Here is a 25,114-nt window from a genome sequence, read left to right as displayed (position 1 = left end):
TGTGACCGTCCGGCACAATGGGAAGGCCTCGGCGTAAGCCGGGGCCTTCTGTGTTTTTGGTGCGTGAACCAAGCAACTTCGACCCTCGGCCCGGCGTCATTCGGGCATGCAAGACAAAGCCGCCCTTGGACCAGTCGTGGTCGCCATTCCCGCCAAGGACGAGGTCGAGCGAATTGCGGCGTGCCTCGACGCGTTGAACGCCCAGATCGGGGCACGGGTGGATCACATCGTGTTGCTGGTCAATAATTCGACCGATGCCACCGCGGCAATCGCCCGCGCCTTCATTCCCGATCCCCAAACCCGCGTGCACGTGATCGAGCGGGACTTCCCGCCCGGCGAGGCCAATGCCGGCCATGCCCGCAGCCTGGCGATGGACCTGGCCGCCGAATTGGCCGGACCGGACGGTGTGCTGATGACGACCGATGCGGACGGGGTGGTCGATCCGGACTGGGTCGCCGCTGCGCTGGACGAGTTGCGCGCCGGGGCGGATGTCGTGGCTGGTTGGGTTGATCTACATCCGATCGAGTGGGGCCAGATCCCCATCGCCTTGCACGAGGATGACGCGCGGGAATGCGCTTATGACGCCCTATCCGATGAGATCCACGCGCGGCTCGATGTTGATCCGGCCGATCCGATGCCGCGACACACCCAGCATTCTGGCGCCAGCATCGCCGTGACCGCCGCTGCTTTCGCCAGATGTGGCGGAGTGCCACTTGTGCCATCGGGCGAAGATCGTGCGCTGATCGCGGCGTTGCGTCGGGTCGATGCCAGGGTGCGTCACTCGCCTGCGGTGCATGTCAGCGTTTCCGGGCGTATCACGGGGCGCAGCCCCGGCGGGATGGCGGACACGATCCAGCGTCGCATGGGCAAACCCGACCCATTTCTGGACGATCGCCTGGAACCCGCCACCGACTGCGTGCGGCGTGCGCTCTGCCGCGCCGAACTGCGCCAGGCCTATCTGGATCCTGCACGGGACCGCTCCGCCCTGGCAGCGCGCCTGGATTTGCCCGCGATGGAACTGACGGCGATGTTGCATACGCGACATTTCGGCCAGGCATGGGACCGGGTCGAAGCGGCATCCCCCGCGTTGCGACGCAACCTGGTTCCGGTGTGGGATCTGCCGACCCAGATGCTGGTTGCCGAGTCGATCCTGCGGCCTAGCCCGGGTGGTCTAGCCGATCCAGCCGGTAATCTGTCTCTCGAATCTGAAGGGCTGGCGTAAGGCCCGTCATTTCGATGAACAACTCGGCCGCCTCGTCCCCGGTACACGGGAAAGACATGGCGCCGAGGTAATTGACCAGAAGGATGACTCCGCCGGGCTGCAAATCGGTTAGGGCTAGTTTGGCGGTGGCGCTGATGGCTGCCCGGTCGAGGAAGTAGAGGATCTCGGAAAACATGATCAGGTCATAGCGGCCCTGTGGCCACTCGCCCGGGATAAAACGACGTTCGAACTGGACTCCAGGGCAATGCTCGCGCGCCTTCACCAGCGCAGCTTCGGAGGCATCGATCGCCCGAAGCGTGCCGCACCGCTCCGCCAACTGGCGGGTGAACACGCCAATTGAGCAGCCGATTTCCAGTGCGTTGGCAAATTTACCCGGTGGAAGGGCGCCGAGAGTGGCGGCGTATTTTGCACGCTCGTAGTCGCTATTGGTAAAATTCCATGGGTCCGGGTCTGCCGTATACAGCTGTTCCAGCCAGGTTTGCGAAACCGGTTCTGTCCAACGGCTCATCGGGGGATGTTCTCCATGCCGAAGATGGCGGCCTCGGTCAGCACCATGTCGGCGGCAGGTTGACGGAGGTAGGTGGAGAGGTCGCGGCAAATCCGCTCCACCGGGTTGGACCGCAGAAAGGCCGCCACACCGAGGGATCGCTGGCTCAATTCCATCACTTCCAGGCAGGCGCGTTCCACCGCCAGACGCGCTTGTCCGACATAGCTGATGGCAGCCGGGATATCATTCGGTTCGGATTCGGCCTGGACCGCGGCCTCCGCCATCCAAAGGCGTGCGGTTTCGGTGGCGATCATGGCCTGGCCGACCCGGGCCTGCTGGTGCGGGTCGCCGTGACGATGGCGGGAGACCAACTGGCTACGCAGTTGCTGGGACAGCGCCTCCAGCCCGCCGAGTGTCACGGCCGAAGTGCGCCAGGCGCCGCAGGAGAAATCCGGTTCGGCCAGATAGTCGTCCGGCTTGCCGAACACGGTGCCGGCGGCACTGTCGAAGGCGACCTGGCCTGTCGTTGCCGCCCGCATGCCGGACAGGCCGCCAGTGAGCGGGCTAGCCGTGAGGCCGGTGCCGATGGGCACATAGACCAGACGGGCACCGCCGGCCTCGTCCAGCGCTGTCACGACGGCGGCGTCGATATGGCCGGCACCGGAGCAAAATTGCTTATGCCCGTTGAGCATCCCGTCGGCGCTGATCCGTAGACCATCGCCCGGCGGGTCGGTGACCCACAGGCCGACCAGTTTGCCGTCCTTCGCGTCCTGCGCCACACGCTGCTGCAACGCCGGGTCAGCCAAGCGGAAGACCAGGCGCAACGCGTTGATATGCGCCTCCACCAGCCGTCCAAGCGCTAAGTTTGCGCGGCCTAACAGGCGCAGTAACGCCAGTGCCCCTAAGGCGCCGTCCGGCTCTGTGCCCAGGCCCAATCCGCCCAGATGTGCAGGGACGATCGCTTGCAACAGCCCAGCCGCCCGAAGATCTTCGATGTCGTCGGCGGGGAAGGTGGCTGAAAGGTCCCACATCGTGGCCCGGTCTTGCAGCGGCACGACGAGTGCTTCCATCCGGGAGAGAAGCGAAACAGTAAGTTGGTTCACCGCCCCCATACGCAAAGCCCCGCCCGGGGTTCCAGGACGGGGCTTACGGATCCGATAGAAAGTGGCGTTAGTCCGCCGTAGCACCCATCTTTTCGGCCAGGCTCGGCATGTTGCTGCGGCGGCGCGGGGCTAGCCAACGCTGCAGCTTGTCCAGGTATAGATAGATCACCGGGGTGGTGTAGAGCGTCAGTATCTGGCTCAGCAGCAATCCGCCCACCATGGCGTAGCCCAGCGGCTTGCGCAGTTCGGACCCGGCGCCGCCCTCCAGCATCAGCGGCAAGCCGCCCAGCATGGCAGCCATCGTCGTCATCAGAATGGGCCGGAACCGCAGCAGGCAAGCCTGGCGAATGGCGTTCAACGGCGTCTCACCATCGCGACGCTCGGCAGAGATGGCGAAATCCACCATCATGATGCCGTTCTTCTTCACGATGCCGATCAGCAGGATCACGCCGATCAGCGCGATGATCGACAGGTCGTAATGGGCGATCATCAGCATCATCAGCGCACCGACGCCGGCCGAAGGCAGGGTCGACAGGATGGTGAGCGGCAGAATGTAGCTCTCGTACAGGATGCCGAGGATGATGTAGACGGTGATAAGCGCCGCCGCGATCAGGTAAGGCTGGCTACTGAGCGAGGACTGGAACGCCTGCGCCGTGCCCTGGAAGGTACCGCGCAACGTTGCTGGCGAGCCCATAGCGGCCATTGCGCCCTGGATCTCGTTCACCGCATCACCCAGCGCCGCGTTCGGTGCCAGGTTGAACGACAGCGTGACCGCCGGAAACTGGCTTTGATGCGACAGTGACAGGGATGACACCGGATTGGTGTCAATCTTCACGAACGAGCTTAGCGGAACAGCCACGCCCGAGGCGGATTTCACATACAGCTTGCCCAGCGTGTCGACCCGGCCCTGCATGTCTGGCGGGACCTCCAGAATCAAATGGTATGAGTTGATCTGGGTAAAGTATTGGGTGATCTGCCGCTGACCGAACGCATCATACAGTGTGTCGTCGATCAGCTGCGGGGTGATGCCGAAGCGGGAGGCCGCATCGCGGTCGATCGTCAACGTCGCGGTGGTGCCGGACATCTGCTGGTCCGTCGCCAGATCCCGGAGGGTCCCCAAGCCGCGCAGCTTGTCCAGCACCTTCGGCGCCCACTGATACAGCTCCGAAAGGTCGGCATCCTGCAGGGTGAATTGATACTGGGTGCGGGACAGCCGGCCGCCGATGTTGATGTCCTGCGCCGGCTGCATGAATGCCTGCGCACCCTCGACCACCCGGGTTTTATCCCGGAGGCGTGCGATGATCTGCTGGGCGCTCGCCGTGCGCTCACTGAACGGCTTCAGCGCGATATATAGACGGCCATTATTGCCGGTCTGCCCCCCAAGGCCCGCACCGATCGAGGACGAATAGGACTGCACGTCCGGATCCGCACCGATGATGGCGCCCAGGGCCTGCTGGCGGCGGGACATTTCCTGGAAGGAGATGTCCTGCGCCCCTTCGGTGATGCCGATGATGACGCCGGTATCCTGTTGCGGGAAGAAGCCCTTGGGGATCTGGACATACAAGTAGCCGGTGATGCCCAGGGTGCAGAAGAACACCATCAGCGTGACGAAGCGGAAGCGCAGGGCGATGTCCAGCGTCCGGCGGTAGCCACCGATCAGCGCATCGAACATCCCTTCGATGATACGATACATCCGCCCGTGCTCGCCGCTGTGATGCTTGAGGAAGCGCGAGCACATCATCGGCGTCAATGTCAGTGAAATGATGCCCGATACCACCACGGCGATGGCCACCGTCATGGCGAACTCGCGGAATAGGCGGCCGACGATGCCGCCCATCAGCAGCAGCGGAATGAACACGGCGATCAGCGAGATGCTGATGGAGATGATGGTGAAGCCGATTTCCCCGGCGCCGCGCAGCGCCGCCTCCATCGGGTTCATGCCTTCTTCGACGTAGCGGTAGATGTTCTCCAGCATGACGATGGCGTCGTCGACCACGAAGCCAACCGCGATGGTGAGCGCCATAAGCGACAGGTTATCCAGGCTGTAGCCCATCACGTACATCACGGCGAAGGTGCCGACCAAGGCCAGCGGCACGGTGATGCTGGGGATGACGGTCGCCCAGAAATTGCGCAGGAACACGAAGATCACCATCACCACCAGGGCGATGGATAGCAGCAGCGTAAACTGCACGTCCTCGACCGAGGCCTTGATGGTCTGCGTGCGGTCGATGATGGTTTCCACACGCACGCTGGGGGGAATGGCGGCCTGCAGGCGCGGCAGCTCATCGCGGATCTTGTTGACGGTATCGATGACGTTGGCGCCGGGCTGCTTGAAGATCAGCAACTGGATGCCGCGCTTGCCGTTCTGCCAGCCGGCGAGTTTGGCGTTCTCCGGCCCGTCGATCGCGCGGCCGATATCGCGAACGCGCACCGGGGCGCCGTTGCGATAGGCGATGATGGCGCCCTCGTAGTGGTCGGCCTTGGTCAACTGGTCGTTGTCGTAGATGGCGAAGGCCTGCCGATCCCCGTCGATGCTGCCCTTGGCGGTGTTGACCGTGACGTTGGTCAGGGTCTGCCGCACGTCCTCCAATGTCATGCCCATGGCGGCCAGCCGCGCAGGGTCGACCTGGACGCGGACGGCGCGCTTCTGCTCGCCACCGATGGAGACCTGGGACACGCCGGAAATCTGGGAGATCTGCTGGCTGAGGATGTTGTCGGCCCAGTCATCCACCTCGATCAGCGGTAGGGTGTCGGACTGGACGGACAAGATGAGGATCGGGCTGTCCGCCGGGTTGACCTTGCGATAGGTCGGCGGGCTGGGCAGGTTCTTCGGCAACTGGCCGCCGGCGGCGTTGATGGCGGCCTGGATATCACCGGCGGCGGCATCGATGTTCCGGTCCAGGTCGAACTGCACCGTCACCTGGGTATTGCCCTGCACGCTGATCGAGGTCAGCTGCGACACGCCGGAGATCTGGGCGAATTGCCGCTCTAGCGGCTGGGCCACGGTCGATGCCATCGTTTCGGGACTGGCCCCGGGTAGGCTGCCGGACACGGCGATGGTGGGAAAGTCCACGCGCGGCAATGGCGCCACTGGCAGCAGCGGGTAGGCGGCGATGCCCACCAGCAGCAGGGCCGCCATCAGCAGCGATGTTGCAATGGGCTTGCGGATGAAGGGCGATGAGATGCTCATAGAATGGTCTAGCCGCCTGCTTTTGCTGGTGTCGCCGAACTTGATGGCGCGCTCAAGGCAAGACGTGTGCCATCGGTGAGCCGGGATTGGCCGCCGGTCACGACCTTCTCCGTGCCTGTCAAGCCTTTGGTGACGATCGTCACCCGGCCGTCATCCTGCCCGGCCTCAATCGGCACCAGCCCCGCGACGTCACCCGACTTCACGACATAGACGTACAGCCCGTTCACCCCGCGCTGCACCGCGGTGGACGGAACGGTGATGACGTTCTTGGCGATGCTGAGCTGTAGATGGGCGTTGATGAATTGGCCGGGCCATAGCCGGTCGTCCCGGTTGTGGAACTGGGCCTTCAGCTTGATTGTGCCGGTGCTAGTGTCGATGGCGTTGTCCATCGTCAGCAGCGTCCCCTCGCTCAGCTTCTCCTTATCGTCGGAGCTGTAGGCGATCACCTTCAGCGGCTCGGTCGACGCGCGCATCGAATCCTGCACGGTGGGGAACACATCCTGCGGCAGGGTGAACAGCATCGAAATCGGATGGATCTGGTTGACCGTCACGATCCCGGCGGAGTCGTTGGCGTGGATCAGGTTGCCCTGGTCCACCAGGCGCAGGCCGACCCGGCCGTCGATCGGGGACACGATCCGACTGAAATCGAGGTTCAGCTTGGCCATCGCGATCTGGGCGTCGTCGGCCTGGGTGGTGGCCGTGGTCTGCGAGACGGAGGCCTGTTGGGTGTCCACGCTCTGGCGGGAGGCGAATTCGCTTTTAGCGAGGTCGGAATAGCGGACCAGATCTCGCTTCGCGTTGCCAAGCTGCGCCATGTCGGCAGATTTCTTAGCGACTGCCTGGTCGTAGGCGGCCTGGTAGGGGCGGGGATCGATGATCGCGAGCAGATCGCCGGGCTTGACGTCCTGGCCCTCGGTGAAGGCGATCTTCTCGACCGTGCCATCGACTCGGGCGCGCACCAGCACGGATTGCAGGGCCTGCACGGTGCCGATACCGCGGGTGATGATCGGCACATCGGCCCGCTGGGCGTTGGCGGTGCTGACTGGGACTCCGGAGGCTTGCTGCGCAAACGCAGGCGCTGCGATGGCGAGTGATAGAACCCCTGCGACAACACCGAGTCTCACCATAGATCACCCCCGCGATACTGTTTGTGCAGCGCAGCACATATCAGTTTGATCTGTGCTCTACATCAATCGTTACATGGAAAAATGTTCACGATCTGAAACGCCTGCAAATTGGGGCAATCTGCGGCGAAAAGCGACTCCTGTTCGGGTCGAAAATCGCTAAAAACGGCCTGTCGGGCGGGCGGCGAAGCTGATTGGCATAGCCCTGTATGCATCCAGTCCGCGCATTGCCATGACCGGCATGGCGCCGCGTCCAGCCGGGATGTTGCCACCGAGCGCCATCGTGCGCGGGGCTTCGTGGCCCATGGGCAGCATCACTGCCACACGGCCACCGGCGCCGCCTGCAATACTGCCGGGCATTCCCGCCCCAGCCTGCGCCATCTGCATGGGTGCGGGCACTCCGGGGGCGCGCGCCGTCCCGGCGGTCACAGCTTGTGCGCCCACCGGCAATTGCGGCACGCCCCAGGCTGCTAGGACCTTGCGGGCATAATCCGCACCGACATCCGGCGTAAAGGAGTGATACGCTGCCGCAGCCAGCGGCCAGGCATTGGTCTGGTTGAACAATTGCTGCAGGAATTTCGCAGCGTACGCCGCATTGATCATCGGATCGAACGCGGCATCCAGGCTGGAAAACGCGTCCGCGTGATGCATCAGGTTCACCTGCATGCACCCGACGTCGATCGAGCGAACGCCGCGCGCCTGCAAGGCCTGCACAGCTGCAATCGCCTCGGCCTTGCTATCATACCAATGGCCCACGCCCTCGGCATTGATGGTCCAGGGCCAGGGATACACGGCGCCGCTGACGGGGTCGCGCTTGCCACTTTCCACCACAGCGATCGCGTCCAGCAAACGATCGGGCACATGGCCGCCGCGCTCGGCTTGCAGAATAGCGGCGCGGCATAGGGCGGACGGGGCGGGAATGCTGGCGGCAGGCTGCGCTAAAGCGCGCGCATCTGCGCCGTTGAAAGGGACGGCTGCCAGCAGCGCGCCGACGATCAGGACAAACCGCTTCATAGGCGCAGGATGGTGCAGAATGGTTTCTGGATCCTTGATGATTTCACGGGTGCTGGGCACGCGTGCGGGAAAGAAATGCTGCACTGCAAAAAAGTGCTTGCGAGGACGGGGCGGCTTGGCTAACTTCCTACTCGCAGTGAGGCTTCGGTCTCGCTGCTTCTTGGACGTTTCCTCCCTAAACTTGGCGGTGCCGTGAGGCACCGCCTTCTTTTTTGGCGGGGGCCATGATCCCGGCGCAGGCGGCGGCGACATGCTGCATCAAAATATCCAGCTGGGCCCGTAATGGGTTGAACCCGCCCGATCGCTCCAGCACCGATTCGTCCATGTAGAGACGTCGAGCAACCTCGATCTGCAGGGCGTGCACGCCGTAGCGGGGCCGGCCGTAATGCCGGGTGACGTAGCCGCCGGCATACGGGTCATTCCGCCGTACCTCGTAGCCGAATTCGCGGAGCACCCGTTCCACCAGGGCGGTGATCTGCGGCATGCAGGCGGTGCCGTGTGCGTCCCCCAGCACGAAATCTGGGCCGCCAAACCGGCCACTGCCCACGGGCATGGAATGGCAGTCGATCAGCAGGCAGCAATCGAACTCCAGCTGCGTGTCCGCGATCAGTCCGGCCAGGGCGTCGTGATAGGGTTGCCAGCACGTCGCCACCCGGGCCTGTGCGTCGGCAAACTGCAACTTGCCGCGGTAGATCGACTCGCCCGACGTCACCACCCGCGCGATCGTGCCCAGCCCGGCGCCGACGCGGGGGCTGGTGGTATTCACCCAGGGCGGCAGCGCGTCGGCGAACATGGTCGGATCCAACTCCCACGCCTCCCGGTTCGGGTCGCAGAAGGCGCGAGGGAATTGGGCGCATAGCAAGGGGGCGCCGTGGGTGACGGCCGACTGAAACAACTCCTCAACGAAGGAGTCCTCACTGCGGCGCAGGTCCAAGGGGCCGAGCCGGGCGGCGCTGAGGAATTCCGGCGCGTAGTAACGGCCCGAGTGCGGGGAGGCGACGACCAGCGGCGCAAGCTGCACCGGGGGGCGCAGGATGATGTAGGGGGCGGGGGATTCGAGGGTGGGGTCAGGCGCGGGCGTGGCGAGGTCCATCAGTATATAGAAGCCTTCCTTCCGGTCCGTGTCATCCGACGATCACACCCCTATGACTTTGTCATGCCAAGCGATAGCGCCAGTGGGAACCATGGCCGATCCGGCCAGGTCCAGCAGCCATCCGCATCCCTCACCAGGCACGCGAAGGCCTTCCAGGCGATGCGGGGGTGTTCGCTCAGCCGATCCAGTCGCAGCCCGGCGGCCAGCAGGGCGGTGACGATGCTGGCCAGCGGGTGCAGCCATTGGATCGTGCGTGGGTTCTGAAGCCGGGCGTCCGGGTCGGCGTAGTCGGTGTGATCGTCGATCACCAGCGGGTTCGGGTCGAAATACGGCGCGAACCAGGCTGGCCGGCCGTCTGGCGGCGACGCAGAATCGTCCAGCACGGTGGCGGCGGGATGGAAGTCGGCGAAATACAGCCGGCCGCCGGGTCGCAGGAAGTAGGCGATGATGCGCGCCCACTCGACTACGTCGGGCAGCCAGCAGATCGTGCCCCAGGTGATATAGACCAGGTCGAACGATGCCGGCTCGGGGATCGCCTCGCGTGCGGCGTAGAGGTCGGACAGGACGAAGCGGGCGTCCAGCCCAAGATCCCGGGCGTTCTGCTGCGCGGCCTCGATCGCGGCCGGGGAGAAGTCCAGCCCGGTGACAGAGGCGCCGCGGCTGGCCAGGATGAGGCTGTCATTGCCGAAATGGCATTGCAAATGCAGCACGCGCAGCCCGGCGACTGGGCCCAGCTCCGCTTCCTCGATCGCGTTCATCTTGGCATTGCCGGCGCGAAGTGGCTGAAGGTCGTAGAATGGGACGGCCCGGTGCACCGGCACCCGCTCGTCCCAGTTGGCCTGGTTGAGCGAGCGCCACTCGGCGGCGGCAGAATCAGGCCCTGGAACAGTCATGGGGGGTATTCCCTTTTCGTCGGGCTGCTCGCTTGCGCATGGGCGGGCGCCACGATAGACAGAGCGCCTGCGTGGGCGCGTAGCTCAGCGGTAGAGCATCGCCTTGACATGGCGGTGGCCACAGGTTCAATCCCTGTCGCGCCCACCACGCAATTTTACCTCGCAAATGTCCTGAATCGTCGCGTTATTCGCGAACAGCCTCGACCGCATGTCCGCGCGTCGGCAGGCGGATGATGACGCGGTCGGACTTGGGCAGGCGGTCGAGGAAGATCTCGGCCACATCCTCGAACGTACGGGCGCGGATGGTTTCTTCCAGCATGCCCTCGATCTCGGCCGCCACGGCGGTGACGGCGCGGCGCCAATCGTCCAGATCCACAGCGGCGGCGGTCCAGACCTCAGCCGTCAGGCTATGGCCGTGCAACACGCCATCGACCCCACGATGCGCGATTTCCAACGGTACTGTGGCCGCGCGCCGGGTGATCACGGGATATTCCACGACTTGTGCGCCTGGATGTTCAGCCGCCAGACCGGGTGTGCCTTGCAGTAGTCGGAGGCGGCGGCGGTGTTGGCCACGATTTCCGGCCCGTCCATCGGCGACAGCCAACGCTCGGTGGCGGTGAACGCAGTAAAGCGCTCCGGTTCGGCGCCGGGCTGGGGGTAGACGAGTTTCAATTCGTCGCCGCCCGCCAGCGTCAACGGCGCGCCGGCCTTCGGGCTGACGCACAGCCAGTCCACCGGGCCGGGCAGCGCCTGGGTGCCGTTGGTTTCCACTGCGATCCAGAAGCCGCGTGCCTTTAGTGCCGCAAGCAGCGCGGGATCCACCTGCATCAGCGGTTCCCCACCCGTCAGCACCAAGCGGCGGCCGGGTTGCCCGGCGGGCCAATGCGCGGCAATCGCGTCCGCCAACTCGTCGGCCGAGCGGTATTTCGCGCCACCAACGAACTCGGTATCGCAGAACCGGCAGACCGCTGCGGCGCGATCCTGCTCCCGGCCGGACCACAGGTTGCACCCGGCGAACCGGACGAACACGCAGGTGCGGCCCAGATTGACCCCCTCGCCCTGTTGGGTCAGGAAAATCTCGTGGACGGTATAGGTCACCACCAACTCCTTACGGGCGGTGTTCTGCTGCCGATGAAGGGCCAAAGCAACTTGAAGCGCACATGATGAAGCTGCCGAGACTGTTCAACCTCCGTGCGGCACTCAAGCAACCGGTGCCGGGGCGGCGCTTTGCGGTGGATCGGACACGCATTTTCGACCGGGGGAAGACGCAGGTCTTGCGCACCCTGCTGGACCTGCCACGCGGCCGGCGCGATGCCGCGTGGACCGAGGCATTCTTCGACGCCGCCTGGAACGCCGCGCTGCTGGTGGCAGACCCGGCCGTCATCACCGGGACCGACGGCTTCCCCTATCTTCGGATCAATGTTCCCGAGACGAAGCGGTTCAAGGAGACGTCGATCGCCAACGTGGCCGCGATCTGCCTGGAACGCGCCACCGGCATCGCCCTGTTCGCCTCCGCCAGCGACCCGGTGGATGCCGCGCAATACGTGTTGCCGCCGGGCATGCTGGACTGCCTGCTGCGCTATGATACTTGGCTGGGCGACCCGATGGACCAGCGGGAGGCGCCGGACGCGGCCGAATCGCTGGAGGACGGCTGGGGCCGCACCGAAACGGTGAGGGATGCGCGCCAGGTCCTGCTCGGCTCTCCATCCGTGCACTATCTGCCCGTCTACAGCGCCCGCGCCTTGCTGAACCACATGCGCGGCGCTTGGGGCATTGCCGACCCGCGGGTGCGGCTGATGGTGGATCCGGGGTTGCGCCCCAGCCGCAACCTGGTGGTCGGCCGCAAGCGCAGCGACTTGGAGGCCAGCGCCAACTGGTCCGTCCAATGCAGCCGGCTCCTATGGTATCTGCCGAAAGGTCGCTCCATCATGCTGATGCCGGAGGACTGGCGGGTAGAGGATATGGTCTCGTTGGAACAGCTTGCGGGGCAGGTGCCCGGGCCCGCCCGCTAGCAAACCGCGCCCGGCGGGGCTAACAAGCCCGCTTTGCCGCCCCAACCATCGGACGACGCGCCATGCACGCCTACCGCACCCATACCTGCGACCAGTTGCGCGCCAGCGACGCCGGCGCCACCGCCCGCATCTCTGGCTGGGTGCACAGCAAGCGCGACCATGGCGGTCTGCTGTTCATCGACCTGCGGGACCATCATGGGCTGACCCAGGTGGTGTTTCCCAATGGCTCCGCCGTGTTTGCCGAGGCCGACGCGCTGCGGGTGGAAAGCGTCGTCACCATCACCGGCACCGTGGTCAAGCGCGAGGGTGGAACGATCAACCCGAAGCTGCCGACGGGCGAGATCGAGGTCCGGGCCGAGGCGCTGACGGTGCAATCCGTCGCCGCCGTGCTGCCCTTCCCGGTGGCGGGCGAGGCCGCGACGTCCGAGGAGTTGCGGCTGCGCTACCGCTACCTGGATCTGCGGCGGGACAAGATCCATCGCAACATGATGCTACGGGCGGGCGTGATCGCCTATCTGCGCAAGCAAATGCTCGCCGCCGGGTTCACCGAGTTCCAGACCCCGATCCTGACAGCGTCCTCGCCGGAGGGCGCGCGCGACTTCCTGGTGCCGTCGCGCATTCATCCGGGCGCGTTCTACGCCCTGCCGCAGGCGCCGCAGCAGTTCAAGCAATTGGCGATGGTCGCCGGGTTCGACCGGTATTTCCAGATCGCTCCCTGCTTCCGCGACGAAGCCGGGCGGGCCGATCGGTCGCCCGGCGAGTTCTACCAGCTCGATTTCGAGATGAGCTTCGTGACGCAGGAAGACGTGTTCACCACGCTGGAGCCGATCATCGGCGGGGTTTTCAAGGAGTTTGGTGGTGGCCATGTGGTGACGGAGGGCGCGTTCCCGCGCATCCCGTACGATACGGCGCTGCTGGAATACGGCTCCGACAAGCCGGATCTGCGCAACCCGCTGAAGATCACCGACGTGACCGAGCATTTCGCCGGGTCGGGATTTGGACTGTTCGCGAAGATCGCGGCGGCCGGCGGGGTGGTGCGGGCGATCCCGGCGCCGGGTGCAGGGCCGAAGCCGCGCGGATTCTTCGACAAGCTGAACGAATGGGCGCGCGAGCAGGGCGCCGGCGGGCTCGGCTACATCCAGTTCGAGGCCGAGGGCGGCAAGGGCCCGATCGCCAAGAATCTGGAGCCGGCGCGGGTGGAGGCGATTCGCGTCGCCTGTGGGCTGCAGGCGGGGGATGCGGTGTTCTTCGCGGCCGGCGAGAAGCTGGAGGCGGCGAAGTTCAGCGGTGCCGTGCGTAACCGCATCGGCACCGAGCTGGACCTATTCGAGAAGAACGCCTTCCGCCTGGCCTGGATCACCGACTTCCCGATGTATGAGATCGAGGAGGAGAGTGGGAAGATCGATTTCAGCCACAACCCGTTCTCGATGCCGCAGGGTGGGTTGGAGGCGCTGAACACGCAGGATCCGCTGACGATAAAGGCGTTCCAATATGACATCGTCTGCAACGGCGTGGAATTGTCGTCCGGCGCGATCCGCAACCATCGCCCCGACATCATGATCCGCGCGTTCGAGATCGCCGGATATGGCGCCGACGAGGTGGAGGCGCGGTTTGGCGGCATGCTGAACGCCTTCCGCTACGGCGCACCGCCGCATGGTGGCTCGGCACCCGGTATCGACCGCATCGTGATGCTGCTGGCCGACGAGCCGAACATCCGCGAGGTGATCCTGTTCCCGCTGAACCAGCAGGGCCAGGATCTGATGATGGGCGCGCCATCGATGCAGACCCCGGCGCGACTGAAGGAACTGCACCTGAAGCTGGATCTGCCGCCGGTGAAGAAGGCGTAGACTACAAGATGGAGAGGGCGGCGCACTCGGCGAGTTGTTCGGTGGCCCCGAACACATCGCCCGAGTAGCCGCCGATCTGCCGCCGGGCCAGCGCCGTGAGTGCCAGCCCGGCGAGCAACGCGGCTAGTCCGGCGGTGGGTGCGAACCAGGATGCGGCGGCGGCGATCAGCAGACCGGCGCCGATTGCGGTGCGGCTGGGGGTTTCCAGGGTGGCGGCCAGGCCATCCGGTCGGGCCGCGCGCAGTAGTAATAGGGGCAGCAGCATCGCGCCGCGCCCCAACACCCCGGCGAGGATCAGTGCGACCGCGGGGTGCGTTGAAAGCGCGAGGGCGACCAGGCGCAGCGCCAGGCTGAACCCCAACGCCAACGCGCCGTAGCTGCCGATGCGGCTGTCGCGCATGATGGCCAATTTCCGCTCGACGGTGCGGCCACCGCCGAAGCCGTCGGCCGTATCGGCCAACCCGTCTTCATGCAAGCCGCCGGTCGCGAGCACGATGGCTGCCAGCGCCCAAATCGCCGCGACCGGTTGGGACAAGCCCAACCGTAACCCTATCGCCAACACCGCCGCGCCGATGCCCCCGACCAGAGCACCCACCACCGGGTAGGCCCAGACGCAGGCGGCGGCGGATGGATGCGTGGCGACCAAGCCGCCGACAGGAAGCCGGGTGAGCAAGGTTGTGGCGCCAACAAGTTCGGCCCACCGCTTCATGCCCACCACCTCATGCCCACCACTTCACGCGGGGCGGTTGGCGACGGCGGCCTCTGCAAACGTGGCCATCCCGGTATGGCACGCCAGCGCTGCCCGCAGCAGTGGCACGGCCAGGGCGGCGCCGGATGCCTCGCCCAGCCGCATACCGAAATCCAGCAAAGGCGGCAGGCCTAGTCGGTCCAGCAAGCGACGATGCGCTGCCTCGGCCGAGACATGGGCGGCGATGCAATGGTCGAGCGCACCTGGCTGCGCCACGGCCAGCGGCGCGACGGCAGCGGTGCAGACGAATCCGTCCAGCAGCACGGGGATGCCGAGTTGCCGGGCTGCAATCACCGCACCCGCAATCGCCGCCAATTCCCGACCGCCAAGGCAGCGCGCCAGTTCCAGTGCGTCGTGCCCGGCGTGGCGGGCGGCGGCGGCGGTGACAGCGGCGCGTTTGCGATCCAGCCCGGCGTCGTCCACGCCGGTGCCACGGCCGGTCCAGTCTTCGCCCCCGAACAGCCCGGTGCAGAGGGCCGCTGCGGCGGTGGTGTTGCCGATGCCCATTTCGCCTAGGCACAGCAGGTCTGTGCCGGGCGCCACCGTGGCGTGGCCGATGCTGAAGGCGGTGGCGAATTCGGCCGGAGTCATGGCCGGGGCGGTCGCCATGTCGGCGGTGGGGCTGTCCAGTTCCAGCGGCACGACGCGCAGGGTGGCGCCGGCGATCTTGGCCAGTTGGTTGATGGCGGCGCCCCCGGCCGCGTAGTTCGCCACCATCTGCGCCGTCACCTCCGCCGGGTAGGGCGACACGCCGCGGGCCACCACGCCGTGATTGCCGGCGAACACGATGATCTCCACCTGATCCAGACGCGGCACCGCCCGCCCTTGCCAGCGGGCGAGCCAGGCGGCCAGCGTCTCCAACCGGCCGAGGCTGCCGGGCGGTTTGGTGAGCGTATCCTGCCGGGCCGCGACGGTGGCGGCCGCGGCGTCATCGCCGGCCGGCAGGGTGGTGAGGGCGAGGCGGAGTTCGTCGGAGGTCATGCGGTCTCGCGGGCAATGGCGTGGAAGAAGGAGCCGGTGACGTATCCCCGCCGCCCGCCCGTGGGGCCGAGCGACGCGCCGGCAGCGTCCTCCACGGTGGCGTAGGGGGCGTCGTCGCCGGGTTGGGTGACGGTGGCGTAGTGGAATTCGTGGCCGCGCAGCACAGTGCCGTCCGGCAGGGTGGCGCGGCGGTAGCCGAGATGCAGGCCGCGCTGGGCGAAGCTGGTGATGTGGCCCAGCAACCCGGTCATGGGATGCGTCGACCCGTCCGCGGCAGTGAGTGCAGCGCCCAGTACCATGTGACCGCCGCACTCGCCGTGCACCGGGCGGGTTTCGGCAAAGCGGCGCAACTCGGCGTGGAAGCGATCGGCCACGGCTAGCGCCGGCGCGTGCAGTTCGGGGTAGCCGCCGGGCAGCCAGCAAATGTCGGCGCTGTCGGGTGGCGGCTCGTTGGCCAACGGCGAGAAGCGGAGCAATTCGGCCCCAGCCTCCCGCCACGCACGCAGCAAATGCGGATAGGTAAAGGAGAACGCGGCGTCGCTGGCGATGGCAATGCGCTGGCCAGGCGGGGACAGCAGATTGGTATTGCCTGGCTGGCCCGGCATGGCCGGGAACGGGGATACGTCCAGCAGCGCGTCCAAATCCAGGCAACGCTCCGCCATGTCGGCCAGCCGTTCCAATTGGGCGGCGAGCGCTGGGTGTTCTGCGGCCTGCACCAGGCCCAGATGGCGTTCCGGCAGCGCCAGCCCGGCGTCACGTGGCACCACGCCCAGCACAGGCAGGCGCATTGCGGCCTCCACCGACCGGCGGTGTTTGTCGCTGCCGACGCGGTTGAGGATGACGCCACCGACGCGCACTGCCGGGTCGAAGCGGGCGATGCCTTGGGCGACGGCCGCGGCGGTTTGTGCCTGGCCGGTCACGTCCAGCACCAGCAACACGGGCAGGCCATAGCGTGCTGCCAGGTCGGCGGCGTTGCCGGTGCGGCCGGTTGGCCCGGCGACGCCATCGAACAGGCCCATCGCGCTTTCCACCACGAGCAACTCGGCACCTTCGGCGGCCTGGGTGAACAGCCGGTCCAGCAATGGCGGCGGCATCGCCCAACTATCCAGATTCACGCCGGGCGCGCCGGAGGCGGCTGCGTGAAAAGCCGGGTCGATATAATCCGGCCCGGATTTCGCCGTGCGCACCCGAACGCCCCGGCGACGCAGCGCCGCCACCAGCGCCAGCGTCACCGTCGTCTTGCCGCCACCGGAACGTGGGGCCGCCACCAGCCAGCCGCGCGTGGTCATGCTATGCTGCCGGGGTGGAGAACGGGACGAATCTGCGGCGCGGTTGGACCACCGGCGCCTGTGCGGCGGCGGCGGCGAAGGCGGCATTCACCGCGCTCCGCACCGGCATGTTCCCCGACCCGGTGGAGATCCCGCTGCCCCGCGGCGGCCGCGTCGCGTTTGCGCTGGCCGAAACCCGGCTCGATCACGACGGCGCCCACGCCGCCATCGTGAAGGACGCCGGGGACGACCCGGACGTCACCCACGGCGCGCTGATCCGTGTGCGTGTGTCCGCCGCTGGCCCCGGCATCAGTTTTCGCGCCGGCGCTGGGGTTGGCACGGTCACCCGGGCCGGCCTGCCGCTGCCGCCGGGGGAGCCGGCGATCAACCCCATGCCCCGCCAGATGATCCGCGACGCGTTGGCGGAAGTGGGGCGGGCCGACGTGGAGGTGGAAATCGGCGTCGAAAACGGCGCTCGCCTGGCGGAGCGGACGCTGAATGGCCGGCTGGGCATCGTCGGCGGCCTGTCCATCCTGGGCACGACCGGCATCGTGGTGCCGTATTCCTGCGCCGCCTGGATCGACTCCATCCATCGCGGCATCGATGTCGCGCGGGCTGCCGGGATCGGCCACATCGCCGGCGCCACCGGCAGCACCAGCGAGGCCGCAATCGCAGCTCTGCACGGGTTGCCAGAGATCGCGCTGATCGAGATGGGCGATTTCGTCGGCGGCCTGCTGCGTTATCTGCGGCGCCATCCAGTGCCGAAGCTGACCATCGCCGGCGGTGTCGCGAAAATGGCGAAGCTGGCCCAGGGCCGGCTGGATCTGCACAGCAAACGCGGCGCGGTCGACATGGCCGAACTGGCGGCCCTTGCCGGCGTGCCCGGCGTGGCCGAAGCCAACACGGTGGCGGAGGCGTTCATGCTTGCGCCAAGCCTGGGCGAGGCGGTGGCGCAAGGCGCGTGGCACACCGCCAACACCGCGCTGGAGGGCGCACCCGTGGCATTGGAAATCGTGGTGTTCGATCGGGCAGGCCGCCTTGTCGGGCGTCACGAGCGGTAGCGCCGGACGTAATCCGGGCTGTACAGCGCGCTCTCGCGGAAATCCGCCGGCTCTAACGCCCGGCCGACCAGAAGCAGCGCCGTGCGATCCACGCCCGTCGCGTCCAGCGTGCCGAGCGTGGCGCGGACAATTCGTTCCTCCGGCCAGGTGGCGCGCACCACGAGGGCGGCCGGGCAATCGGCCCCGTAATGCGGCACGAGCGCGGCAAGCGTTTGGCCCAGCAGGGCGGCCGCGAGATGGATCGCCAGTGTCGCCCCCGTCGCGGCATAGGCGGCGAGCGCCTCGCCCGGCGGCATGGCGGACGCGCGGCCCGACACGCGGGTGAGCACGATGGTTTGCGCCACGCCTGGCACCGTCAATTCGCGCCCCAGCACGGAAGCGGCGGCCGCGAAGGCGGGGACGCCAGGCGTGAGCGTGTAGAGAATGCCGCGCCGATCCAGCCGGCGAAGTTGCTCCGCCACGGCGCTGTAAAGCGAGAGGTCGCCCGAATGCAGCCGTGCCACGTCCTGCCCGGCGGAATCGGCGGTGACGAATTCCTGCTCGATCGCGTCGAGATCCATAGACGCAGTGTCGACGAGGCGGGTGCCGGGTGCGCAATGCGCCAGCATCTCCGGTGGCACGATCGACCCGGCGTAGAGGCAGACGGGGCAGGCGGCGAGCAGCCGGGCGCCGCGAAGGGTGATGAGGTCGGCTGCGCCCGGGCCAGCGCCAATGAAATGGATGGTCATGGATGCTCCGCCAGGGCGCAGGTCGCCAAACCGCCGGCGATCCGCGCCAGCACCAGCCGCCCGCCGCCGGCCAGGGCTGCGGCTTCCGCGACCGAGGCATGGCCGGTTGCCCGAGCAACGGCAGCCGATCGCGTCGGGCACTGGTCCTGCACCGCAGCCAGGGCGGCGTCGTCAATGAAGCGCAGGTTCAGGTCCAGCAGGCGCGCGGCTTCGGCAATCCCCGCCTCGCCGTGCTTCCACGCGGGGGCGGCCAGTGCGTCGGCGCCGCCGGCCTGGCGCACCAGGGCCACGATATCCTCGGCCGGGCAGCCACGCCGGCACCCGATGCCAGCGACGATCACGGCTTCACCGCCGCCCATTGGGTGACGGTCATGGCCGGACGGAAGGCGTGCATCGTGCCGACACTGTCCATCCGCTCCAGGCTCAGACGTAGCAATGTGCCGCCGAGCCGCGACTGGGCAGCCATGACCGTCATTTCCGTCTCGATCGTCACGGCGTTGGCGACGATACGGCCTTGAGGGGGTAAGGCGCCCCAGGCCGTGTCGATGACACCGGGCCGATGTGCGCCGCCGCCGAGGAATATTGCATCGGGCGGCGGCAACCCGGCCAGGGCGCCGGGCGCGCCGCCTTCCACCACCACCAGTCCGGGCACCCCCAGCGTGGTTGCGTTCTGCGCGATGCGGGCGACACGCGCGAGGTCCGGCTCGATCGCGATGGCGCGGTTGGCCGGGTGGCGCAGCATCCACTCGATGCCGATCGATCCGGCGCCCCCGCCGACATCCCACAGCAATTCGCCACGGCGCGGCGCCAGGCTGGACAAGGTGACGGCCCGGATTTCGCGTCGGGTCAGTTGGCCATCGTGCTCGAACAGACTGTCCGACAGGCCTGTAGCAAGATGTTGGGTTACCGGGCCTTTCACGGTGATTGCCACTGTGTTCAGCGCGTGCACATCTTCTAGGTCGAACCCCTGGGCGGTCGCGTGACGCATGCGCTCGGCCAAGCCGCCCATCGCCTCCAGCACGATGATCTCCGACTCGCCGAGGCCGCGTGCCTGCAGCAGGGCGGCCAACGCGCCCGGGCTGGAGGCGTCGGCGGATAGCACCAGGAGTCGCGCGCCAGGTTGCAGATGCGGCACGATGGCGGTGAGCGGGCGGCCGCAGACCGACAACTCCTCCACCGTCGACCAACCGAGTCGCGCCCTTGCCAGGGCAAACGCGGAGGGTGCGGGATGGCAGATGATCTCCGCCATCGGTACGAGCCGGGCGAGGGCGGTTCCAACCCCGAAACAGAACGGATCGCCGGAGGCCAGCACCGCCACCGGTCCCGGGCGCCTGGCAAGGATCGTGGCGTAGGCCCCGTCCATTGGACTCGGCCACGGCAGTTTTTCCCCGGTGATTGCGGCTTCTGCCAAGGCCAGGTGCCGCCGCCCACCAACAACCAGCGCGGCCCGTGCGACTGCGTCGTGGGCTGCGGGCGGCAGATGCCCGTCCTCTCCAATGCCGACGATGGCGAGCCAGCGGGTGGTCATGCCACAACCCGCCCATGCGAGTACTGATTCTGGGTGGAACGACGGAGGCCTCGGCGATCGCCCGGGCATTGGCGGATGATCGCCGGTTCAACCCGGTGTTGTCCTTGGCCGGTCGCACCCGATCCCCCGCGAAGCCGCCAATCCCGTGGCGCGTCGGCGGGTTCGGTGGCGTCGCCGGGCTGACGGACTATCTGCAACGGGAGGGCATGCAGGCGTTGATAGACGCAACCCACCCTTTCGCCGCCCGGATGAAAGCGAACGCGGCGCAGGTCGCTATTCCCCGCGTCGTCGTCTTGCGCCCCGCCTGGCTCGCGCAGCCCGGTGATGACTGGAGTTTGGTGCCCAACATGCAGGCCGCCGCGGAAGCACTCGGGCATCGGCCGCGGCAGGTGTTCCTGACGGTGGGGCAGGGTGAATTGGCCGTGTTCGGGCCACCGCATCGCTATCTGGTCCGCTCCGTCGATCCGCCGCCCGATGCACCGGTGGGCGCCACGATCATCACCGCGCGTGGCCCGTTTACCGAGGGGGATGACCGCGCCCTGATGCAGTCCCATGCGATCGACACGCTGGTGACGAAGAATTCCGGCGGTTCTGCTGTCGCAAGTAAACTGGCAGCTGCCCGGGCACTCGGCGTGCGCGTGATAATGGTCGACCGGCCGCCGCCCCCCGCCGGTGTGGTGGTGCGCGACGCGGCTGGGGCGCTGGCGTGGCTGCATGCTCAGGCGGCGCTGCGCGGGGTGTAGAGCCACGCGCCCCCACCCGGCCGCGCAATACTGCGAGTGGCGGCGGTCCCCACCATGACCAGCGTGCGCATGTCCGCGCGCAACGGGTCAGCGTCGGCAAGCGACAGGATCTCCACCCGCTCATCCGCCCGGCTGATCGCGGTGGCGAAGGCGACCGGCGTTTGCCCTGGCAGCACCGCCCGCAACGCCTCGAACGCGGCGCCAAGCTGCCAGGGGCGGGCGCGCGAGATGGGATTGTACAATGCCATGACGAACCCTGCTTCCGCCACGGCGCGTAGCCGGGCAAGCACGGTGGGCCACGGCTTCAGATTGTCGGACAGGGAAATGGCACAGAAATCATGTCCCAGCGGGGCACCCAATCGGGCGGCGGCGGCAAGCAAGGCGGAAATGCCGGGAATGACCTCGATCTCCAGCCCGGCGTGCTGCGGGTCGGCGTCCACAGCCTCGAATACGGCGGCCGCCATGCCGAATACGCCGGCATCCCCGGCGGACACTACTGCTACGCGATGTCCGGATGCGGCCAGGTGTAGAGCCAGGCGGGCGCGATCCAGTTCCACGCGGTTGTCGGAGGCATGGCGGGTTTGCCCAGTACGCTCCGGGATGCGGTCCAGATAAGGCCCGTAACCGATCAGATCCGTCGCATCCGCCAATGCCGCGGCGGCGCGGGGCGCGAGCAGCCCCGGGTCGCCAGGCCCGGTCCCGATGATGGCGAGGTGGCCGCTCACCGAGGCCCTCGCCGGCCCGGCACCAGCACCAGGGAGAAATACGGCGCCGGGCCGTCGGCGATGGAGTCTAGCTTGGCAATCCGCTCCTCCGCCATGGTGCCGCGCTCGACGTAGATCGCCTGGTCGCTGCGACCCGACTCGGCCAAGGCGGCGCGGATTTTTGGCAGGTTGCGGCCGACCTTCATGATGACGGCGGCGTCGGTGGTGCGCAGCTTCGCCGCCAAGGTCGCGCCGTCGAGCGTACCGGGCAGCACCGTCAGCACGTCGTCGCCATGCGTCATCGGCCGGCAGGCGCGGGCCCAGGCGCCGGACATGCCGGTGATGCCCGGCACGACCTCGTGCGCGAACCGAGGGGACAGCCGGTCGAACACATACATGGCCGAGCCGTAGAAGAACGGGTCGCCCTCGCACAGTAGCGCTACCGAAACACCTTCCTCCAGCTTTGCGCCGATGGTGGCGGAGGCGGCTTCGTAGAACGCGGTCATCCCCATGGCATAGCGCGGGTCGGTGACCGGGATTTCGGTGGTGAATGGGTAGTCGAACCGCAGCGCCTGCGCATCCGGACGCAGATGCCCGGCGGCGATGGCGTGGGCATGGCTGGGCCGGCCGCGCTTGGCGAAATAGGCGTAGGCGGGTGCGGCGGCCAGGATGCGCGCGGCCTTCAGCGTCAGCAATTCCGGGTCGCCAGGGCCGACGCCGACGCTGTACAGCGTGCCAAAGGGTGAGCCAGAGGGCGCATCAGTCATTCGATGTCGCTGGCCAGGGCGTTGATCGCGGCCACGGTCATCGCACTGCCGCCGCGACGGCCGGGCAGCACCAGGCAGGGCACACGGCCGTCGTCCCAAAGGGCCGCCTTCGACTCGGCGGCGCCGACGAATCCGACGGGCAGGCCGATGATGGCGGCGGGGGGCGGGGCACCGGCGTCCAGCAACTCCAGCAGGTGGAACAGCGCGGTGGGCGCATTTCCGATTGCGACGACGGCGCCGCCCAGCCGGTCACCCCAAAGATCCAGCGCCGCGGCGGATCGGGTGTTACCGATGCGCTTGGCCAATGCGGGAGTCTCGGGGTGGTCCAGGGTGCAGATTACCTCGTTCTGCGATGGTAGGCGGCTGCGGGTGATGCCGTGCGCGACCATTTTCGCGTCGCAAAGGATTGGGGCGCCGGCGCGCAATGCGGCTTGGGCGGCAGCGGCGAACCCCGGGGAAAAGCGTAGATCCGGCGCTATCTCCGTCATGCCTGCGGCGTGAACGATGCGGACGGCGATCCGTGCCTCGACCTCGGACCGGCCGCCCAGATCGGTTTCGGCGCGGATGGTGGCGAAGGATTGCGTGTAGATCGCGGCGCCGTCGCGGATATAGTCGCGGGTCATAGGGCTGTCATGGCCTGGTCCAGGGTGAGGGCGCGAAGGTCCGGTGCATCGCTGGCGCGGCCGTGGCGGATGAGGTCGTATAACCCATTTCGGCCAACCAGCGTGGTGGCGGCGCGCGGGTGGGCGCAGCCTTTGGCGCAGCCGGACACGTGCAGCGGCCCGAACCCAGCGGCAGCAAGCCGTTCTGCATCCACCCGTGTGGCAACGGTGGCGCTGGCGCAGGCCGGGCCGCCGGGGCAAGCGGTGATGCTGCCCGGCGTGGGAAAGAAACCGGCGCACGGGACGGGCGACAGAAAGGCCCGCCAGGGCGTGGTCCGCAGTTCCACGCCCAACGCCGCGAGTCGTCCCAGCCCGCAGGGATCGGTTTGGCCAAATGCAGGATGCAGCAGGTGACCCGGGCCAGGGGAAAGGCCAGGGGGCAGGATGAAGCGGCCCGCTCCGGTCATGGCGCGCAAGGATGACAGAGCGAGCCCGTCCAGGAACACGGCATCATCAGCGACGACGACGCAGAATTTGGGGGCTAGTCCTGACGTGTCGGCCAGTATGGCCTCTGCCTCGGCCACCAGCGCATCGTTGCAGGGCGGCACGGCGATGACGTTGCGCCGGGCTTCGCGCGCCGGGTCGGCATCGGCCAGTCCGGCGTCGACCATGGCACGGGCGAAGGCGGGGGCGTTCCGAATACCCCGGATCTGCAGATTGCCTCGCCCCGTCAGTTCTACCGCGCCGTTGCCGTATTCCGCGACTGCCGAGGCCAAGGCGCGCAACGCTGCGGAGGGTAACCGGCCGCCGAACGGCTTCACCCGCGTCAGCAGCCCGTCGCCGGACGGCATCGGTGCGTGCACTGTCGGGCACCAGCCGCGGATCATGCCGCCACCGTGTTGCGGCGCGGATGCCACAGCCCGGCGTCGCGCATGGCGCCGAACCGGGCGGCGATGGCGGCGTGGGCGTCCGGGTTCTCCCGCCGCAGAAACGCGTCTACCGCGGTGGCGCCAAGCGTAGCGTCGTGCAACAGGTCGAATTGACGGTCGAAGCGCTGGGGCAGCGTCGTAGCAAAGGCGGCGAGGGCGTCCACGGCCCGGGCGATCTCCGCTGCGCCGGCGTAGCCATGCCGCATCATGCCCGCGATCCACACCGGGTTGGCCGCCCGGCCGCGCACCACGCGCACCACCTGCTCCGCCACGGTTCGCACCCCGCCGTCCTGGTGATACAGCGCCGGGGACGCACCCAGCGCCGCGGCCGCCGCTGCGAAGCCGCCGAGATGGGCGGCATATTCCGGGCCGTCCAGCAGATCGGTTTCTGCATGGTCCTGGATGTGCAGGAACGCGTCGGCACCACGCACCCGCGCGGCCAGCGCCGCCGCATCGGCGACACCTTCCAGCTTGCCGTAGCCGGAAACGGAGGCAGCGAACCAATCCGTGCCCGCGCCATACTGTCCCAGCGCCGGGCCGAACACGCGCGGGCCAGTTTGCCCGGCCAGCGGGTTCCAATCTGCCGCCTCGTCCCGCGCCGCAACTGCGGTAGCAGCGGCGTCGAACAACGTCACTTGTGCGGCGAAGGCGTCGCGGAACAGGCCGGAAATCCGCAGCGTCACATCCACCCGCGGCCGATCCATCTCCGCGATCGGCGTGATGCTATAGCCATTCACCCGGCCCGAGCCCTCGTCCCACACCGGCCGCACACCCAGCAGCAGCAGCGCGAGCGCAATATCCTCCCCGCCGGTGCGCATGGCGGAGCTACCCCACACATTCAGCACGATGGACCGGGGCCAGTCGCCATGGTCCTGCCGGTGTCGACGCAGCAAATCGGTCGCCGCCCGTTCCGCCAGGGTGAGGGCAGATCGGGTGGGCAGCATGCGCGGGTCTACCCCAGCCAGGTTGCGCCCGGTCGGCAGCACGTCGGTTCGGCCGGCCGAGGGTGCGCCTGCTGGGCCGGGCTGCACGAACCGCCCGTCCAGAGCCGCCAGCAGGGCGGCGCGCTC

The 25,114-nt window shown here is 67.6% G+C and carries 25 protein-coding genes and 1 tRNA gene; 6 read left to right on the top strand and 20 right to left on the bottom strand.

From position 1 onward, the window contains the following. Positions 1–106 precede the first annotated feature (106 nt). Positions 107–1,222 (top strand): glycosyltransferase family 2 protein, encoded by a 1,116-nt coding sequence (locus GSQ76_RS05000; RefSeq protein ID WP_158742815.1) that lies wholly within the window; start codon positions 107–109, stop codon positions 1,220–1,222. Here GSQ76_RS05000 and GSQ76_RS04995 read toward each other — a convergent pair. The 7 genes from GSQ76_RS04995 to GSQ76_RS04965 form a co-directional block, all read right to left on the bottom strand. Continuing rightward, complete coding sequence (locus GSQ76_RS04995) at positions 1,158–1,730, bottom strand: class I SAM-dependent methyltransferase (RefSeq protein ID WP_158742814.1); 573 nt, start codon at positions 1,728–1,730, stop codon at positions 1,158–1,160. The genes GSQ76_RS05000 and GSQ76_RS04995 overlap by 65 nt on opposite strands. Then, positions 1,727–2,764 (bottom strand): acyl-CoA dehydrogenase family protein, encoded by a 1,038-nt coding sequence (locus GSQ76_RS04990; RefSeq protein ID WP_254070247.1) that lies wholly within the window; start codon positions 2,762–2,764, stop codon positions 1,727–1,729. The genes GSQ76_RS04995 and GSQ76_RS04990 overlap by 4 nt, the downstream gene beginning before the upstream one ends. Before the next feature lie 115 nt (positions 2,765–2,879). Then, positions 2,880–6,002, bottom strand: a complete 3,123-nt coding sequence (locus tag GSQ76_RS04985; RefSeq protein ID WP_158742812.1) for a multidrug efflux RND transporter permease subunit — start codon at positions 6,000–6,002, stop codon at positions 2,880–2,882. An 8-nt stretch (positions 6,003–6,010) separates the two neighbouring features. Beyond that, on the bottom strand, positions 6,011–7,129 hold the full coding sequence (locus GSQ76_RS04980; RefSeq protein ID WP_158742811.1) for an efflux RND transporter periplasmic adaptor subunit: 1,119 nt from the start codon (positions 7,127–7,129) through the stop codon (positions 6,011–6,013). Between the two features lie 156 nt (positions 7,130–7,285). Then, complete coding sequence (locus tag GSQ76_RS04975) at positions 7,286–8,140, bottom strand: lytic transglycosylase domain-containing protein (RefSeq protein WP_158742810.1); 855 nt, start codon at positions 8,138–8,140, stop codon at positions 7,286–7,288. Positions 8,141–8,315: 175 nt separating this feature from the next. Continuing rightward, positions 8,316–9,233, bottom strand: a complete 918-nt coding sequence (locus tag GSQ76_RS04970) for an N-formylglutamate amidohydrolase (protein WP_158742809.1) — start codon at positions 9,231–9,233, stop codon at positions 8,316–8,318. 50 nt (positions 9,234–9,283) lie between these two features. Further along, entirely contained in the window at positions 9,284–10,126 is an 843-nt protein-coding gene (locus GSQ76_RS04965) for a class I SAM-dependent methyltransferase (RefSeq protein WP_158742808.1), read from the bottom strand. Positions 10,127–10,199: 73 nt separating this feature from the next. Between GSQ76_RS04965 and GSQ76_RS04960 the strand changes: the two genes are divergently transcribed. Next, positions 10,200–10,274 (top strand) — tRNA-Val (locus GSQ76_RS04960). 36 nt (positions 10,275–10,310) lie between these two features. On the opposite strand, the gene GSQ76_RS04955 is transcribed toward GSQ76_RS04960, so the two are convergent. Both GSQ76_RS04955 and queE read right to left on the bottom strand, forming a co-directional pair. Beyond that, positions 10,311–10,622 carry a hypothetical protein gene (locus tag GSQ76_RS04955; RefSeq protein ID WP_158742807.1) on the bottom strand — a complete coding sequence of 104 codons (312 nt, stop codon included), beginning with the start codon at positions 10,620–10,622 and terminating at the stop codon, positions 10,311–10,313. Next, positions 10,607–11,224, bottom strand: a complete 618-nt coding sequence (gene queE / locus GSQ76_RS04950) for a 7-carboxy-7-deazaguanine synthase (protein ID WP_158742806.1) — start codon at positions 11,222–11,224, stop codon at positions 10,607–10,609. Before queE ends, GSQ76_RS04955 begins: the two co-directional genes overlap by 16 nt. A 62-nt stretch (positions 11,225–11,286) precedes the next feature. On the opposite strand from queE, the gene GSQ76_RS04945 reads away from it, so the two are divergent. Together GSQ76_RS04945 and aspS are read left to right on the top strand one after the other, a co-directional pair. Continuing rightward, complete coding sequence (locus GSQ76_RS04945; RefSeq protein WP_158742805.1) at positions 11,287–12,138, top strand: hypothetical protein; 852 nt, start codon at positions 11,287–11,289, stop codon at positions 12,136–12,138. Positions 12,139–12,200: 62 nt separating this feature from the next. Beyond that, a complete protein-coding gene (gene aspS / locus GSQ76_RS04940; RefSeq protein ID WP_158742804.1) occupies positions 12,201–13,985 on the top strand; it encodes an aspartate--tRNA ligase in 1,785 nt (594 codons plus the stop codon). Position 13,986: 1 nt separating this feature from the next. On the opposite strand, the gene GSQ76_RS04935 is transcribed toward aspS, so the two are convergent. From GSQ76_RS04935 to GSQ76_RS04925, 3 genes are read right to left on the bottom strand one after another with little or no spacing between them, the layout of a single operon-like run. Then, positions 13,987–14,694: an adenosylcobinamide-GDP ribazoletransferase gene (locus tag GSQ76_RS04935; protein ID WP_158742803.1), complete on the bottom strand. Its 708-nt coding sequence runs from the start codon at positions 14,692–14,694 to the stop codon at positions 13,987–13,989. 24 nt (positions 14,695–14,718) lie between these two features. Next, positions 14,719–15,714: a nicotinate-nucleotide--dimethylbenzimidazole phosphoribosyltransferase gene (gene cobT, locus GSQ76_RS04930; protein ID WP_158742802.1), complete on the bottom strand. Its 996-nt coding sequence runs from the start codon at positions 15,712–15,714 to the stop codon at positions 14,719–14,721. Then, positions 15,711–17,003 carry a cobyrinate a,c-diamide synthase gene (locus GSQ76_RS04925; protein ID WP_158742801.1) on the bottom strand — a complete coding sequence of 431 codons (1,293 nt, stop codon included), beginning with the start codon at positions 17,001–17,003 and terminating at the stop codon, positions 15,711–15,713. Before GSQ76_RS04925 ends, cobT begins: the two co-directional genes overlap by 4 nt. Positions 17,004–17,017: 14 nt before the next feature. On the opposite strand from GSQ76_RS04925, the gene GSQ76_RS04920 reads away from it, so the two are divergent. Beyond that, positions 17,018–18,043 carry a cobalt-precorrin-5B (C(1))-methyltransferase gene (locus GSQ76_RS04920; RefSeq protein ID WP_216850906.1) on the top strand — a complete coding sequence of 342 codons (1,026 nt, stop codon included), beginning with the start codon at positions 17,018–17,020 and terminating at the stop codon, positions 18,041–18,043. On the opposite strand, the gene cobM is transcribed toward GSQ76_RS04920, so the two are convergent. Genes cobM through cbiE form a run of 3 tightly spaced genes read right to left on the bottom strand, consistent with a single transcriptional unit; the run spans position 18,031 to position 20,299 of the window. Next, complete coding sequence (gene cobM, locus GSQ76_RS04915) at positions 18,031–18,771, bottom strand: precorrin-4 C(11)-methyltransferase (protein WP_158742799.1); 741 nt, start codon at positions 18,769–18,771, stop codon at positions 18,031–18,033. The two genes, GSQ76_RS04920 and cobM, sit on opposite strands and share 13 nt — an antisense overlap. After that, positions 18,768–19,112: a cobalamin biosynthesis protein gene (locus GSQ76_RS04910; protein ID WP_254070246.1), complete on the bottom strand. Its 345-nt coding sequence runs from the start codon at positions 19,110–19,112 to the stop codon at positions 18,768–18,770. The genes cobM and GSQ76_RS04910 overlap by 4 nt, the downstream gene beginning before the upstream one ends. Continuing rightward, on the bottom strand, positions 19,109–20,299 hold the full coding sequence (gene cbiE / locus GSQ76_RS04905; RefSeq protein WP_158742797.1) for a precorrin-6y C5,15-methyltransferase (decarboxylating) subunit CbiE: 1,191 nt from the start codon (positions 20,297–20,299) through the stop codon (positions 19,109–19,111). Before cbiE ends, GSQ76_RS04910 begins: the two co-directional genes overlap by 4 nt. A 14-nt stretch (positions 20,300–20,313) precedes the next feature. On the opposite strand from cbiE, the gene GSQ76_RS04900 reads away from it, so the two are divergent. Further along, on the top strand, positions 20,314–21,042 hold the full coding sequence (locus GSQ76_RS04900) for a cobalt-precorrin-6A reductase (protein WP_158742796.1): 729 nt from the start codon (positions 20,314–20,316) through the stop codon (positions 21,040–21,042). Here GSQ76_RS04900 and cobJ read toward each other — a convergent pair. The 5 genes from cobJ to GSQ76_RS04875 form a co-directional block, all read right to left on the bottom strand. Beyond that, a complete protein-coding gene (gene cobJ / locus GSQ76_RS04895; protein WP_158742795.1) occupies positions 21,018–21,767 on the bottom strand; it encodes a precorrin-3B C(17)-methyltransferase in 750 nt (249 codons plus the stop codon). The two genes, GSQ76_RS04900 and cobJ, sit on opposite strands and share 25 nt — an antisense overlap. Further along, the gene (locus GSQ76_RS04890; protein ID WP_158742794.1) at positions 21,764–22,513 is read right to left on the bottom strand and encodes a precorrin-2 C(20)-methyltransferase; all 750 of its coding nucleotides are present in this window, start codon (positions 22,511–22,513) and stop codon (positions 21,764–21,766) included. The genes cobJ and GSQ76_RS04890 overlap by 4 nt, the downstream gene beginning before the upstream one ends. Further along, positions 22,510–23,136 carry a precorrin-8X methylmutase gene (locus GSQ76_RS04885; RefSeq protein WP_158742793.1) on the bottom strand — a complete coding sequence of 209 codons (627 nt, stop codon included), beginning with the start codon at positions 23,134–23,136 and terminating at the stop codon, positions 22,510–22,512. The genes GSQ76_RS04890 and GSQ76_RS04885 overlap by 4 nt, the downstream gene beginning before the upstream one ends. After that, the gene (locus GSQ76_RS04880; RefSeq protein WP_158742792.1) at positions 23,133–24,002 is read right to left on the bottom strand and encodes a hypothetical protein; all 870 of its coding nucleotides are present in this window, start codon (positions 24,000–24,002) and stop codon (positions 23,133–23,135) included. Before GSQ76_RS04880 ends, GSQ76_RS04885 begins: the two co-directional genes overlap by 4 nt. Continuing rightward, on the bottom strand, positions 23,999–25,114 hold a 1,116-nt coding region (locus tag GSQ76_RS04875), incomplete at its 5' end, for a cobaltochelatase subunit CobN (protein ID WP_174247291.1). The genes GSQ76_RS04880 and GSQ76_RS04875, both read right to left, overlap by 4 nt.

Origin of the sequence: Acidisphaera sp. L21, from assembly GCF_009765685.1 — a bacterium.
In the GTDB taxonomy this organism is placed as follows: Bacteria; Pseudomonadota; Alphaproteobacteria; order Acetobacterales; family Acetobacteraceae; genus LMUY01.
Note: the sequence above shows the minus strand (reverse complement) of the source record. Positions and strands in the feature narration are given on the sequence as shown.